Below are 13690 nucleotides of genomic sequence, written 5' to 3' on the forward strand. Positions count from 1 at the left end.
TCAACGTCATCGAACTGCTCAGCGGCCTGTGTCTTTTGCTCATCGGCGCCGAGCTGATGGTGCGCGCCGCCGTGCGTCTGGCCGAGCGCCTGCATGTGCGTCCGTTGATCATCGGCCTGACCATCGTCGCCCTCGGCAGCAGCGCGCCGCAGATGACCGTGAGCCTGCAAGCGGCGTTGACCGACAACCCGGACATCGCCGTCGGCAGCGTGGTCGGCAGCGGCATCTTCAATATCCTCGTAACCCTTGGCCTCTCGGCACTGATCATCCCGCTGCGCGTATCGCGGCAACTGGTGCGCCTGGATATCCCGTTGATGATCGGTGCCAGCCTGCTGGTATTCATCCTCGCCTGGAATAAAGACCTCGGGCGTTTCGACGGCGTCCTGCTGCTCGGGGCGTTGGCGCTGTACCTTGGCTTGTTGTTCCGCCAGTCGCGACACTCGACGCGACCTCATACAGTACGACCAACCGAGACGCAGCAATCCTGGCTGATCAGTGTGCTGATGATTCTCGCTGGCCTGGCCATGCTGGTGTTCGCCGGCCGTCTGCTGCTCGGCGCCGCCGTGGTCGTGGCCACCGACTTGGGCCTGTCCGAACGGGTCATCGGCCTGACCGTGGTCGCGGTCGGCACTTCGCTGCCGGAGCTGGCGACTTCGCTGATCGCTGCGTTGCGCGGGCAGCGCGACATAGCCGTGGGCAACGTGATCGGAGCCAATCTGTTCAACCTGCTCGGGGTACTCGGGCTGACCGCGCTGCTCGCACCGACGCCGCTTTCCGTCTCCCCCAACGCGCTGGATTTTGACTTGCCAGTGATGCTCGGCGTCGCTGCGCTGTGTCTGCCAGTGTTTTACTCGGGCTACCGCGTGACTCGAGCCGAAGGCTTGCTGCTGCTCGGTTTGTATCTGGTCTACGGGCTGCATGTGGTGTCGTTCACCACCGGCATGCCGCTGGCCGGCAAACTCGAGCGCTTGATGCTGTTTTATGTCCTGCCGGCGCTGCTGACGTTTCTGCTGTTCACGTCGATCCGCGCCTGGCGTCGCCAACACCACAAGAGAGATGTGCCATGAGCGAGTCGAAGCAGTCCGGGGTTGAAATCCGTCGTCAGGTCATGGGCGATGCGTTCGTTGATCGCGCCTTGGGCAACGCCACCGAGTTCACCCAGCCGTTGCAGGATTTCGTCAATGAACATGCGTGGGGCGGCGTGTGGAATCGTGAGGGGCTGCCGCTGAAAACCCGCAGCCTGATTACCCTCGCCGCGCTGACCGCGTTGAAGTGTCCGCAGGAGTTGAAGGGCCACGTGCGCGGTGCGCTGAACAACGGCTGCACGGTGGAAGAGATTCGCGAGGCGCTGCTGCATTGCGCGGTGTATGCCGGCGTACCGGCGGCGATCGATGCGTTTCGCGCGGCGCAGGAAGTGATTGATACCTACCAGAAACCTGAGTGATTCAGTGCTGCTGAAATAGCTTTCGCGAGCAGGCTCGCTCCCACACCTGGAATGCATTTCAAATGTGGGAGCGAGCCTGCTCGCGAAGAGGCCCTGACAGACACTGCAAATCCTTGGTCAGATCCACCCACCCCACTGCAACACAAAGATCCCGACATTGGTGGTAATCGCCGCCATCAACGTGGTCATCACGATGATCGCCGCTGCCAGCTCATGATTGCCCTGCGCCGCCCGGGCCATGACGAAACTCGCCGCCGCCGTCGGGCTGCCAAAGTAGAGAAACAGAATCCCCAATTCCGCCCCGCGAAAGCCCCACAGCCATGCCCCCAGTGTCGCCAGCACCGGCAGACCGATCATCTTCACCAGGCTGGAACTGAGCGCCATGTTGCCGCTCTTGCGCAGCGCCGCCAGTGACAGCGTGCCGCCGATACAGATCAGCGCCAGTGGCAAAGTGGTCTGCGCCAGATACTGGCCGGAGGTCTCCAGCCAGCCCGGCAGTCCGATCTTGAAATAGGCAAACGGCGCCGCCGAAATCACGCTGATGATCAGCGGGTTGCTGAACACGCTTTTGCAGATGCTCCAAGGATCGGACTTGATCACCGGGCTGTACACCGCCAGCACGATGGTCGACAGCGTGTTGTAGAACAGGATCACCAGCGCCGCGAGAATTGCCCCGAGGGAAATGCCGTAATCGCCGTACATGCTCGCGGCGAGCGCCAGGCCTATCACGCCGTTGTTGCCGCGAAACGCACCCTGGGTGTAGATGCCGCGATCTTCCCGCGGACACTTGAAAATCGCCCAGCCCCAGGCCACGGCGAAACTCACCAGGGTGGCGAGGGAAAAGTAGATGAGTAGCGAAGGTTGCAGTGCGGCGTGCAGGTCAGCGTGGAGAATGCCGAGAAACAGCAGCGCCGGCATGGTCACGTTGAACACCAGCGACGAGGCGGTGTGGATGAAGTTGTCGTTGATCCAGTCGATGCGCTTGAGCAGCACGCCGAGAAACAGCATGGCAAACACCGGCGCGGTGATGTTCAGGGTTTCAAGAAAGATTGCCAGCATGCCGGAGAGCCTTGGGTGAGCTTAGTCAGGGGGGCAATGATAAAGCAAAAGCCCCTCACCCTAGCCCTCTCCCAAAGGGAGAGGGAACCGATCGGGGGATATTTAAACAATCCACCGACCTGAAATGACATCGTCGAATCCATAATCGACCCGATTTGTCAGGTCGATGTATAGCGCCAAACAACTCGGTCGGCCCCCTCTCCCTCCGGGAGAGGGCTGGGGTGAGGGGCTTTTGATCTTCCATGAAACGATCAGGTAATCGGCGCCGGGTTGAACAAGGTGATGTCGTTGTGCAGCTTGTGCTTCTCCGCCCAGGTCTGTTGCTTGCCACTGGCAACGTCCAGGTAATAGTGAAACAACTCCCAGCCCAGTTCTTCGATGGTCGCGCGCCCGGTGGCAATGCGTCCGGCATCAATGTCGATCAGGTCCGGCCAGCGCTGCGCCAGTTCAGTCCGCGTCGATACCTTGACCACCGGCGCCATGGCCAGCCCGTAAGGCGTGCCGCGACCGGTGGTGAACACGTGCAGGTTCATCCCTGCTGCCAGTTGCAACGTACCGCAGACAAAATCGCTGGCCGGCGTCGCGCAGAAAATCAGGCCCTTGTGCTTGAAACGCTCGCCCGGGCCGAGCACGCCATTGATCGCGCTGCTGCCGGACTTGACGATCGAGCCCAGCGACTTCTCGACAATGTTCGACAACCCGCCCTTCTTGTTGCCCGGCGTGGTGTTGGCGCTGCGATCGGCCTCGCCCTTGGCCAGGTAACGGTCGTACCAGTCCATCTCGCGCACCAGCTCTTCAGCGACGGTTTGCGTTTGCGCCCGTGAGGTCAGCAGGTAGATCGCATCGCGCACTTCGGTGACTTCGGAAAACATCACCGTCGCCCCCGCGCGCAACAGCAAGTCCGAGGCATAACCCAGCGCCGGGTTGGCGGTGATGCCGGAGAACGCGTCGCTGCCGCCGCACTGCATACCGAGAATCAGCTCGGAGGCCGGCACGGTTTCGCGGCGGCGCTGGTCGAGTTTCTTCAAACGCACTTCGGCCAGTTCCATGATCTGCTCGATCATCTCGGTGAAGCCGTGACTGGAGTCCTGCAAACGGTACAGCCACGGATCGCTGAGATCCACCGAGGCATCGTCCTCGTGCATCACCTGCCCGGCCTGCAATTTTTCGCAGCCCAGACCGATCACCAGTGCTTCGCCACCCAGGTTCGGGTTGCGCGCCAGATTGCGCACGGTACGAATCGGGATGTAGGCATCGGTCGCGGTAATCGCCACACCGCAGCCATAACTGTGGGTCAGCGCCACCACGTCATCGACGTGCGGGTACTTCGGCAGCAGCTCTTCCTTGATGCGCTTGACCGCGTGATCGAGCACACCGGTGACGCACTGCACGGTGGTGGTGATGCCGAGAATGTTGCGCGTGCCGACGGTGCCGTCGGCGTTGCGATAACCCTCGAACGTGAAGCCTTCCAGCGGTGCCTGCGCATCCGGCACGTCGGTGGACAGCGGCAAGCTGTCCAGCGGCGGCGCGGTCGGCATGCGCAGTTGATCTTCCTTGACCCAACTGCCGCGACGGATCGGCTGCAACGCATAGCCGATAATCTGCCCGTAACGAATCACCGGGCCGCCCTCAGGAATATCCTCCAGGGTGACCTTGTGGCTCTGCGGTACGAAATCCAGTGTGACCAGGCCATCGGCAAACTCGGTACCGGCCGGTACGCCCTGATCGTTGACCACCACTACAACGTTGTCCCGCTCGTGCAGGCGGATGTAGCGCGGCGAGTCGGAATGTTCAATCAACTGCATGACGCCGCTCCTCAGGAATGCGCTTGAGACAAATTGCCGGTGGCTTCATTGCCGCCCTTGGCTGGCGGCTCTTTCAGGACCACACGCTTGATCGGGCCGACGATCACCAGATAGCTGAACACCGCGACCAGTGCGTTGGCACCGACAAACACCAGCGCCCACTTGAACGAGCCGGTGGAGCTGATGATGTAGCCGATGACGATCGGCGTGGTGATCGAAGCGATGTTGCCGAAGGTGTTGAACAAGCCACCGCTCAGACCGGCGATCTGTTTCGGCGAAGTGTCGGAAACCACCGCCCAGCCCAGTGCGCCAACGCCTTTGCCGAAGAATGCCAGCGCCATGAAGCCCACGACCATCCATTCCACTTCAACATAGTTGCACGCGACGATGCTGCTCGACACCAGCAGGCCGGCGATGATCGGCGCCTTGCGAGCGAAGGTCAGCGAATGGCCCTTGCGCAGCAGGTAATCGGAAATCACCCCGCCGAGCACGCCGCCGATAAAGCCGCAAATGGCCGGCAACGAAGCGATGAAACCGGCCTTGAGAATGGTCATGCCACGCTCTTGCACCAGATACACCGGGAACCAGGTCAGGAAGAAATAGGTGATGCCGTTGATGCAGTACTGGCCCAGATACACGCCGAGCATCATGCGGTTGGTCAGCAACTGACGGATGTAATCCCACTTCGGACCGTCGGACTTCTTGCCCTTCTGATCCATGTCGACCATGCCGCCGTTGTCAGCGATGTGCTTGAACTCGGCCTCGTTGACCCGTGGGTGTTCGCGCGGGCTGTAGATGACTTTCAGCCACACCAGCGAGAACACGATACCGAGGATACCCATGACGATGAACACGTGCTCCCAGCCGAAGCTGTAGACGATCCAGCCCATCAACGGCGCGAACAGCACGGTGGCAAAGTATTGCGCCGAGTTGAAGATCGCCGAAGCGGTACCGCGTTCAGCGGTCGGGAACCACGCCGCCACGATGCGCGCGTTGCCGGGGAACGATGGCGCTTCGGCCAGGCCCACGAGGAAGCGCAGCATGAACAGCGCAACCACTGCCGTGGACATGCCGAATTCACCGACGAAGCCTTGCAGCACGGTGAACAGCGACCAGGTGAAAATGCTCAGGGCATAGACTTTTTTCGAGCCGAAGCGATCGAGCAGCCAGCCACCGGGAATTTGCCCGGCCACGTAAGCCCAACCGAATGCGGAGAAGATGTAGCCGAGGGTGACGGCGTCAATGCCAAGGTCCTTTTGCAGGCTGGAGCCGGCAATGGCGATCGTGGCACGGTCGGCGTAGTTGATCGTGGTCACCAGAAACAGCATGAGCAGGATCAAATAGCGGACGTGAGTCGGCTTGGAGGATTGCATGCAGATGTACTCCCACTGATTATTTTTATGCGGGGTGAAGCTTCTTTGGTCTTGCATTTATTGCCTGTAGGAGCTGCCGAAGGCTGCGATCTTTTGATCTTGATCTTGAAAAAAAAGATCAAAAGATCGCAGCCTTCGGCAGCTCCTACAGGGGTATTGCGTGTATCAGGAGCCTACATAGGCGGTTTTCACCACGGTGTAGAACTCTTGTGCATAGCGGCCCTGCTCACGGGAGCCGTAGGACGAACCTTTACGCCCGCCGAACGGTACGTGGTAATCCACACCGGCGGTCGGCAGGTTGACCATCACCATCCCGGCCTGGGAGTGGCGCTTGAAGTGGTTGGCGTACTTCAGCGAGGTGGTGGCGATGCCGGCCGACAAGCCGAATTCGGTGTCGTTGGCCATTGCCAGCGCAGCTTCGTAATCGGCCACGCGGACAATGTTGGCCACCGGGCCGAAGATCTCTTCGCGGCTGATGCGCATCGACGCTTCGCTGTCGGCGAACAGCGTTGGCGCGAGGAAGTAGCCCTCGGTGTCGCATGTCACCACACCGCCGCCGCTGACCAGACGTGCACCTTCGGACTGGCCGATGTCGATGTACTTCATGTCCTGTTCCAGCTGCGCCTGGGAGACCACCGGACCGATGTCGGTGCCGGCCTTCAGCGCGTGGCCGACCTTGATCGACTTCATGCGCTCGGCCATCGCTTCAACGAACTTGTCGTGAATGCCGGCGGTGACGATCAGACGGCTCGATGCTGTGCAGCGCTGGCCGGTGGAGTAGAACGCGCTCTGCACCGACAGCTCGACCGCTTGCTTGAGGTCGGCGTCGTCGAGAATGATCTGCGGGTTCTTGCCGCCCATTTCCAGCTGCACCTTGGCCTGGCGCGAAACGCAGTTGACGGCGATCTGGCGGCCAACGCCCACCGAACCGGTGAAGCTGATGCCGTCGACTTTCGGGCTGTTGACCAACGCCTCGCCAACCACGCGACCGCTGCCCATTACCAGGTTGAACACACCGGCCGGGAAGCCCGCGCGGGAGATGATTTCGGCCAGCGCCCAGGCGCAGCCCGGCACCAGATCGGCAGGCTTGAGCACGACGCAGTTGCCGTAGGCCAGGGCCGGAGCAATTTTCCACGCCGGGATGGCGATCGGGAAGTTCCACGGAGTGATCAGACCGACCACGCCCAGGGCTTCGCGAGTGACTTCGACGTTGACGCCCGGGCGTACCGACGGCACGTAGTCACCGGACAGACGCAGGCATTCACCGGCGAAGAACTTGAAAATGTTGCCGGCGCGGGTCACTTCACCGATCGCCTCCGGCAGGGTCTTGCCTTCTTCACGGGCCAGCAGGGTGCCAAGCTCTTCGCGACGGGCGAGAATTTCCGTGCCGACTTTATCCAGCGAATCGTGACGAGCCTGGATGCCCGACGTGGAGTACGCCGGGAACGCAGCGCGGGCAGCGTCGATTGCGGCGTTGACCTGGGTCAGGTCAGCCTTGGCGTAGTCGCCGATGGTGTCGCTGAGTTCGGACGGGTTGATGTTGGCCGAGTAATCGGCACCGGCGACCCATTCGCCATTGATGTAGTTGTCGTAGCGTTTTGCAGTTGTCACAGGGCAGCCCTCAACTCTAAAAGCCTTCACGCAAAAAGCCGCTGATTGCTCAGCGGCCTCGCTTTTCTCGCTTATTGCGCGCCTTGCTTGTCGATCAGCGCGGCGAGCATTTCGTACTCTTCGCCGGTCAGGTCGGTCAGCGGCGCACGCACCGGACCTGCGTCATAGCCGGCGATTTTTGCACCTGCCTTGACGATACTCACGGCGTAACCGGCCTTGCGGTTGCGGATGTCCAGGTACGGCAGGAAGAAGTCGTCGATGATCTTGCCGACGGTGGCGTGATCTTCGCGAGCGATCGCGTGGTAGAAGTCCATCGCGGTTTTCGGGATGAAGTTGAACACCGCCGAGGAGTACACCGGCACGCCCAAAGCCTTGTAGGCAGCGGCGTAGACTTCAGCGGTCGGCAGACCACCCAGGTAGCTGAAGCGATCACCGAGGCGGCGACGGATCGACACCATCAACTCGATATCGCCCAGGCCATCCTTGTAGCCGATCAGGTTCGGGCAGCGCTCGGCCAGACGTTCCAGCAGCGGCGCGGTGAGACGGCAAACGTTGCGGTTGTAGACGACCACGCCGATTTTCACCGATTTGCACACGGCTTCAACGTGGGCGGCAACACCGTCCTGGCTCGCTTCGGTCAGGTAGTGCGGCAGCAGCAGCAGACCTTTGGCGCCCAGACGCTCGGCTTCCTGAGCGTATTCGATGGCCTGGCGGGTCGAACCACCAACGCCGGCGAGGATTGGCACGCTGGTTGCGCAGGTGTCGACGGCAGTCTTGATGATTTCCGAGTATTCGCTGGCGGCCAGGGAGAAGAACTCACCGGTGCCACCGGCGGCGAACAGAGCCGAAGCGCCATACGGAGCCAGCCATTCCAGGCGTTTGATGTAGCCCGCGCGGTTGAAATCGCCCTGCGCGTTGAAATCGGTCACCGGGAAAGACAGCAGGCCGGCAGAGAGGATGGACTTCAGTTCTTGTGGATTCATTATTCGAACACCCTGGTAGCAACGTTTTATTGTGAGTGGACCGTTCAGCCTTCGCCGAAGTTGTAGGTCATCGTACAACTTAAAAAATAACCGTCAACTGCATTTCATCGTTGGCAGGGCTTTTTTGTCGGACAAGATTGGCTTTTGCGCTTTATGAAATGGCTACAAGGCTCGTGCTTGACGCTTTCGAAGGCTGAAATATCCGGTCTGGATTCGTTTAATTCTGTAGCGACCTGCGGCTCGTAAAGTACGTCGACTGCCACGAAGGATCGTGGCGGACCACTCAAAGGAAGCCGCTATGTCGATGCATTTTGCCGCCCCCACCCTCACCCACGTCGCCCCAGCGCAAGACGATTGCGTGACGCTTCAGCTCTCGCAATTGCCGGACATCCTCACCGTGCAGGTCCCGGATTCCAGCGATTTCGCAGCAAACTGGAGCGTCTACGCGGTCCTCGGCAGCGATGCCGAGGAACCTGAATGGGAAGGTGATGAGGTGGACACTGGCGCCTGGGACGACGCCGAGGATGAAATGGAAAAGTTGCTCGACATCGAGGTGCAGCTGCCGAAAGAGGCATTGCAACCGTACCTGAACCGCGAGGTGGAGCTGCGTTACAAGTTTCGCGATGAGTCGAGCATGGAGCCGTATTCGCTGCCGCTGCGATTGCGCATAGAGGCGTAAGACTCAGCTTCGCTGCGCCTGCGCCTCTTCATGAGCCTGGCGCAGTCTTTCACGGCTATTGGTCAGGTGCAGACGCATCGCCGCACGCGCGGCATCGGAGTCCTGACGGGCAATCGCGTCGTAGATTTCCTCGTGCTCGCGGCTCAGGCGGCTCATGTAGTGCTGTTGATCATCGTGGGCCAGCCGCGCCGAGTTCAGCCGCGTACGTGGAATGATGCTGGTGCCCAGGTGCGTCATGATGTCGGTGAAGTAGCGGTTGCCGGTGGACAGGGCGATTTCCAGGTGGAAAGCGAAGTCCGACGACACCGCATCGCTGGCATGGGACGCGCTTTCGTTCAAGGCGTCGAGGGCGGCGCGCATGGTTGCCAGTTGCTCGGGGCTGCGGCGTTGCGCGGCAAGGCCAGCGGATTCGACTTCGAGGCTGATGCGCAATTCGAGAATCGCCAGCACGTCACGCAGGGTGACAACGGTGGCCGGATCAATGCGGAAACCGCTCGGGCTCGGCGTATCGAGAACAAAGGTGCCGATGCCATGGCGGGTTTCTACCTGGCCGGCGGCCTGCAGACGGGAAATTGCCTCGCGGACCACGGTGCGGCTGACGCCATGGGCTTCCATGATCGCCGACTCGGTGGGCAACTTGTCGCCACGCTTGAGCAGGCCATCGCGGATCTGCTCGCTCAACACCGTAACCAATTCCTGGGCGAGGCTGCGGCGCTTGCGGGGGAGGCGCGGGGTGTCGATCAGCTTTTCCATGGTCTGCATCTTGTCTCGAAAGTTCGGCTTGGCGCCATCATAGCTCAAGCGGGTTGTACGATCACCGTCAACACGACCTCCATGTAGGAGCTGCCGAAGGCTGCGATCTTTTGATCTTGATCTTAAAAACCAAAAGATCGCAGCCTTCGGCAGCTCCTACAAGGGATCCGTGGGGTCAGGCAGTTACGGGTTGCTCCACCAGGTGCCCGCTGTCGATCCGCACGTGCCGTGGATGGAATCGTTTCAAACTGCTTCGGTGACCGACGCTGACAATGCTCAACCCCGGAATCTCATCGATCAACGCCTGATACAAGGTCGCCTCGTCCTCTTCATCCATCGCCGATGTAGCCTCGTCCATGTACAGCCATTGCGGTGCGTAGAGAAGCGCGCGGGCGAAGGCCAGGCGTTGTTGCTCGCCCGGTGAAAGCATGCGCTGCCAGTGATTGGCTTCATCCAGCCGCCCGACCAGGTGTGGCAGACGGCAAGTTTCCAGCACCTGTGCATAACGTTCCGGCGCGTAGGTGTCGCCCGGTTGTGGATAACTCAACGCTTCACGCAATGTGCCGATCGGCAGATAAGGCTTCTGCGGCAGGAACAGATAACGCGCCGCCGGCAAACGAATATTGCCGTGCCCCGCCGGCCACAAATGCCCCATCGCTCGCAGCAGTGTCGACTTGCCGCTGCCGGACCGCCCGCTGAGCATAACGCGCTCACCCGGTTCAACGGTCATGTCGGCGTCGGTCAGCAGGTGACGACCATCGGCCAGATCGAGGCCGAGGTTGTGCACCTGCAACTCACTGCCCTGGTTCTGCACGTCAATGGCCGGGGTGCGTTGTTCGTTGTCGCTCATGGCCTGACGGAAACTCAGCAAACGATCACAGGTGGCGCGCCACGCGGCGAGATCCGAGTAGGCGGTGATGAACCAGCTGAAATTCTCCTGCACGTTGCCGAACGCCGAGTTGATTTGCATCAGCTCGCCCAGTTCGATCTTGCCGGACAGATAGCGCGGTGCGGCGACGACAAACGGGAAAATGATTGCGATCTGCCCGTAGCCGGAGGTGAAGAACGTCAGGCGCTTGGACACGCGCATGATGTCCCAGAAATTGTGCCAGACCAGTCCGAAGCGATTGCTCAAGCGGCGGTTTTCATTCGGTTCGCCGTTGTACAAGGCGATGCTTTCCGCATTCTCACGCACGCGCACCATGGAAAAACGCAGGTCTGCTTCGAAGCGTTGTTGCTTGTTGTTCAGACCGATCAGACGGCGACCGATCAAATGCGTCAGCCAACTGCCGACCGCCGCGTACAACAGTGCGCACCAGAACATGTAGCCGGGAATCTCGATGCCGAACACTTCGATACTGCCCGACACGCCCCACAAAATGATCGAGAACGACACCAGACTGACAATCGTGCGCAGCAGCCCGAGGCCCAGGCTCAGGGTGTTGGCGGTGTAAGTGTTGAGGTCTTCGGAAATCCGCTGGTCGGGGTTATCGGTATAACCGCCCTGCTCCAGCTGGTAGTAATTCTTGTGGTCCAGCCAGCGCTTGAAGTGCTTTTCGGTCAGCCACGCCCGCCAGCGGATCGTCAGCATCTGCGTCAGATACAACCGATACACCGCGCCGAGAATCGCCACGGTCGCGATGCCGCAGAAATACAGAATCAACTGCCAGAACGCGGCTTCATCCTTTCTCTGCAAAGCGTTGTAGAAATCCTTGTACCAACTGTTGATCCACACCGAAATCGCCACGCTGAACAGCGTCAGCGCAATTACGGCAATCAGCAACGTCCAGGCCTTGCCCTTCTCTTCGCTGCGCCAGTAAGGCGTGGTCATCGCCCAGACTTTGCGAAAAAACTGCCCGCGCACAGCATCGTTGACCGCGGAATATTCAGCGTTCTGATTCATGGATAAGGCTCGATAGTAAAAAGAACGGACACGCGCCGATCATAGATGATCGGCGCGATTCATCGCGAGGGCTGGCGATAGTCGTTCAGCGCAGGTTCAGCGACGCACCGGGCGCTTCTGCAGTTTGCGCTGCAGGGTGCGGCGGTGCATGCCCAGCGCGCGGGCCGTGGCGGAAATATTGCCTTCGTGCTCGGTGAGCACGCGCTGGATGTGCTCCCATTGCAGACGATCGACCGACATCGGGTTTTCCGGCACCAGACTGTCGAGATCGGCGTGCTCAGACAGCAGCGCGGCCAGCACGTCGTCGGCATCGGCGGGTTTGCACAGGTAGTTGCAGGCGCCACGCTTGATCGCCTCGACTGCCGTGGCAATGCTCGAATAACCGGTGAGGATCACCACGCGCATTTCCGGATCGAGTTCCAGCAGCTTGGGCAGCAGGACCAGACCGGAGTCGCCGTCCATTTTCAGGTCCAGCGCAGCGTAATCAGGCAGATCGGCCTGGGCGATGGTCAGGCCTTCTTCAGCGGAACCGGCAGTGCTGACGCGAAAGCCACGACGGGCCATGGCGCGGGCCATGACGCGGGTGAAGGTCGCGTCGTCGTCGACCAGCAGCAGATGCGGCAGTTCTTCACCTTCGACTTGGATTTCGTCACTCATGTTGGTCTCCTCGGGCGCCGTGGGGCAGGCGCAGCTCGGTGAGCGTGCCGCCTTCCTCATGACTATAGAGTTTCACTGAGCCGCCGGCGCGTGTCACGCTGGCCTTGCTCAAAAACAGGCCCAGGCCGAAACCTTTGCCCTTGGTGGTAAAAAACGGCTTGCCGATCTGCTCGGCGATGGCCAGCGGCACACCGGCGCCGTGGTCGCGAATGCTGATCGTCAAAGTCTCTGCGTCCCAGTCGAGGGTCACCTGGAGATTTTCCGGGCAGGCGTCGGCTGCATTGTTGAGCAGATTCAGCAATGCCTGGGTCAGATCCGGCGGCGGCGCCATGCGCGGCACCGCCCCCTGACCGAGACGCTGGAAGCGATAACTGGCTTCCGGGCGCATCAGGTGCCAGCGGTTCAGCGCTTCGTCGAGCCAGTCGGTAACGTCCTGCATCTCCACCGCCAGACGCCGATTGGCCTCGGCGGCACGGACCAGTTGCTGCAAGGTTTCCTTGCACAGCTTGACCTGATCCTGCAGCACTTTCAGATCGTCCTGCAGCAACGCATCGGGGTGATCCTGCTGCATTTCCTTGAGCAACACGCTCATGGTCGCCAGCGGCGTACCCAGCTCATGCGCAGCCCCGGCGGCCTGGGTCGCAACGGCGAGCAGCTGCTGATCACGCAGCCCTTCCTCCCTACGAATCGCCCGCAGCTCTTCCTGCCGACGTAGCTCTTCAGCCATGCGCGCGGCGAAGAAGGTGATCACCGCAGCGGCCAGGGCAAAGCTCAGCCACATGCCGTAGATCTGCAGATTCTCACGGGCGACCGGCAAGGTTTCCAGCGGATAGAAACGCGTCAGCATCAGCGTGTACAGCGCCAGCGCGATGCCCGACAGAATCACCGAATAACGCCACGGCAAGGTCACCGCCGCGATGGTCAACGGCACCAGATAATAGGAAACAAAGGGGTTGGTCGAACCGCCGGAGAAATACAGCAGCGCACTGTGAATCACCAGATCGCAGGCCAGTTGCAGCGCGTATTCGAGCTCGGTCACCGGCCACGATGTGCGCAGGCGCACGGCAGTGAACACGCAGAGCAGAATCGAGCAGCCGAGGGTCATCGCCAGTTGCACCCACGGCAACGGCAACAATTGCAGCCAGTAGGCCAAGCCAACGGAGCCGGCCTGCGCGGCGAGCACCAGGGTGCGGATGAAAGTCAGCCGCCAGAGGTTCTGGCGAGTGGCGGAAGTCAGTTGTACGGGGGCGAGCATGAGCTCTCCTGATGAGCGCTCCAGGCGGATCGCACGGAGTATAACCAACGCGCGGGGTTCAGAGGCGAAAGTGCGGCAAACGACCACATGGCGACGATGAAGAATTCATCTGAGTTGAAGAAAATTCCGAGGGCTATTGGAGATCATTGTGGCGAGGGGATTTATCCC

Annotated in this window: 12 protein-coding genes; 3 read left to right on the top strand and 9 right to left on the bottom strand. The window is 60.8% G+C overall.

Annotated features, from left to right (window positions below):
* Window positions 1–56: 56 nt before the first annotated feature.
* The gene (locus AB4N48_RS20325; protein ID WP_460095572.1) at window positions 57–1067 is read left to right on the top strand and encodes a calcium/sodium antiporter; all 1011 of its coding nucleotides are present in this window, start codon (window positions 57–59) and stop codon (window positions 1065–1067) included.
* Window positions 1064–1444: a carboxymuconolactone decarboxylase family protein gene (locus tag AB4N48_RS20330; RefSeq protein WP_071174380.1), complete on the top strand. Its 381-nt coding sequence runs from the start codon at window positions 1064–1066 to the stop codon at window positions 1442–1444. The genes AB4N48_RS20325 and AB4N48_RS20330 overlap by 4 nt, the downstream gene beginning before the upstream one ends.
* 117 nt (window positions 1445–1561) lie before the next feature.
* On the opposite strand, the gene AB4N48_RS20335 is transcribed toward AB4N48_RS20330, so the two are convergent.
* From AB4N48_RS20335 to kdgD, 5 genes are all read right to left on the bottom strand, one after another.
* Complete coding sequence (locus tag AB4N48_RS20335) at window positions 1562–2503, bottom strand: AEC family transporter (protein WP_041477966.1); 942 nt, start codon at window positions 2501–2503, stop codon at window positions 1562–1564.
* 251 nt (window positions 2504–2754) lie between these two features.
* On the bottom strand, window positions 2755–4308 hold the full coding sequence (garD, locus tag AB4N48_RS20340) for a galactarate dehydratase (RefSeq protein WP_016771706.1): 1554 nt from the start codon (window positions 4306–4308) through the stop codon (window positions 2755–2757).
* Between the two features lie 11 nt (window positions 4309–4319).
* Entirely contained in the window at window positions 4320–5681 is a 1362-nt protein-coding gene (locus tag AB4N48_RS20345; RefSeq protein WP_051600602.1) for an MFS transporter, read from the bottom strand.
* A 165-nt stretch (window positions 5682–5846) separates the two neighbouring features.
* Window positions 5847–7292, bottom strand: coding sequence for an aldehyde dehydrogenase family protein (locus AB4N48_RS20350; protein WP_041477963.1), 1446 nt, complete (start codon window positions 7290–7292; stop codon window positions 5847–5849).
* 71 nt (window positions 7293–7363) lie between these two features.
* Entirely contained in the window at window positions 7364–8275 is a 912-nt protein-coding gene (gene kdgD, locus AB4N48_RS20355) for a 5-dehydro-4-deoxyglucarate dehydratase (protein ID WP_039759443.1), read from the bottom strand.
* Window positions 8276–8573: 298 nt separating this feature from the next.
* Between kdgD and AB4N48_RS20360 the strand changes: the two genes are divergently transcribed.
* Window positions 8574–8954: a hypothetical protein gene (locus AB4N48_RS20360; protein ID WP_150636096.1), complete on the top strand. Its 381-nt coding sequence runs from the start codon at window positions 8574–8576 to the stop codon at window positions 8952–8954.
* A 3-nt stretch (window positions 8955–8957) separates the two neighbouring features.
* Here the strand turns inward: AB4N48_RS20360 and AB4N48_RS20365 are convergent, their stop codons facing one another.
* The 4 genes from AB4N48_RS20365 to AB4N48_RS20380 all read right to left on the bottom strand — a co-directional run bounded on the left by AB4N48_RS20365 (window position 8958) and on the right by AB4N48_RS20380 (window position 13522).
* Window positions 8958–9707, bottom strand: coding sequence for a FadR/GntR family transcriptional regulator (locus tag AB4N48_RS20365; RefSeq protein WP_177327011.1), 750 nt, complete (start codon window positions 9705–9707; stop codon window positions 8958–8960).
* A 175-nt stretch (window positions 9708–9882) separates the two neighbouring features.
* Window positions 9883–11610 (bottom strand): ABC transporter ATP-binding protein/permease, encoded by a 1728-nt coding sequence (locus AB4N48_RS20370; protein ID WP_041477961.1) that lies wholly within the window; start codon window positions 11608–11610, stop codon window positions 9883–9885.
* 96 nt (window positions 11611–11706) lie between these two features.
* Window positions 11707–12267, bottom strand: coding sequence for a response regulator transcription factor (locus AB4N48_RS20375; RefSeq protein WP_003221630.1), 561 nt, complete (start codon window positions 12265–12267; stop codon window positions 11707–11709).
* Window positions 12260–13522 (bottom strand): ATP-binding protein, encoded by a 1263-nt coding sequence (locus tag AB4N48_RS20380; protein WP_016771713.1) that lies wholly within the window; start codon window positions 13520–13522, stop codon window positions 12260–12262. The genes AB4N48_RS20375 and AB4N48_RS20380 overlap by 8 nt, the downstream gene beginning before the upstream one ends.
* Window positions 13523–13690: the final 168 nt, after the last annotated feature.

The organism is Pseudomonas sp. S2_C11 (assembly GCF_054668395.1).

What these genes read in the sequence shown, in the direction of transcription:
- garD (WP_016771706.1), bottom strand. Translation starts at nt 4,308, where the DNA reads ATGCAGTTGATTGAACATTCCGACTCGCCGCGCTACATCCGCCTGCAC.
- AB4N48_RS20370 (WP_041477961.1), bottom strand. Translation starts at nt 11,610, where the DNA reads ATGAATCAGAACGCTGAATATTCCGCGGTCAACGATGCTGTGCGCGGG.
- AB4N48_RS20325 (WP_460095572.1), top strand. Translation starts at nt 57, where the DNA reads ATGGTGCGCGCCGCCGTGCGTCTGGCCGAGCGCCTGCATGTGCGTCCG.
- AB4N48_RS20335 (WP_041477966.1), bottom strand. Translation starts at nt 2,503, where the DNA reads ATGCTGGCAATCTTTCTTGAAACCCTGAACATCACCGCGCCGGTGTTT.
- kdgD (WP_039759443.1), bottom strand. Translation starts at nt 8,275, where the DNA reads ATGAATCCACAAGAACTGAAGTCCATCCTCTCTGCCGGCCTGCTGTCT.
- AB4N48_RS20365 (WP_177327011.1), bottom strand. Translation starts at nt 9,707, where the DNA reads ATGGAAAAGCTGATCGACACCCCGCGCCTCCCCCGCAAGCGCCGCAGC.
- AB4N48_RS20330 (WP_071174380.1), top strand. Translation starts at nt 1,064, where the DNA reads ATGAGCGAGTCGAAGCAGTCCGGGGTTGAAATCCGTCGTCAGGTCATG.
- AB4N48_RS20375 (WP_003221630.1), bottom strand. Translation starts at nt 12,267, where the DNA reads ATGAGTGACGAAATCCAAGTCGAAGGTGAAGAACTGCCGCATCTGCTG.
- AB4N48_RS20380 (WP_016771713.1), bottom strand. Translation starts at nt 13,522, where the DNA reads ATGCTCGCCCCCGTACAACTGACTTCCGCCACTCGCCAGAACCTCTGG.
- AB4N48_RS20345 (WP_051600602.1), bottom strand. Translation starts at nt 5,681, where the DNA reads ATGCAATCCTCCAAGCCGACTCACGTCCGCTATTTGATCCTGCTCATG.
- AB4N48_RS20360 (WP_150636096.1), top strand. Translation starts at nt 8,574, where the DNA reads ATGTCGATGCATTTTGCCGCCCCCACCCTCACCCACGTCGCCCCAGCG.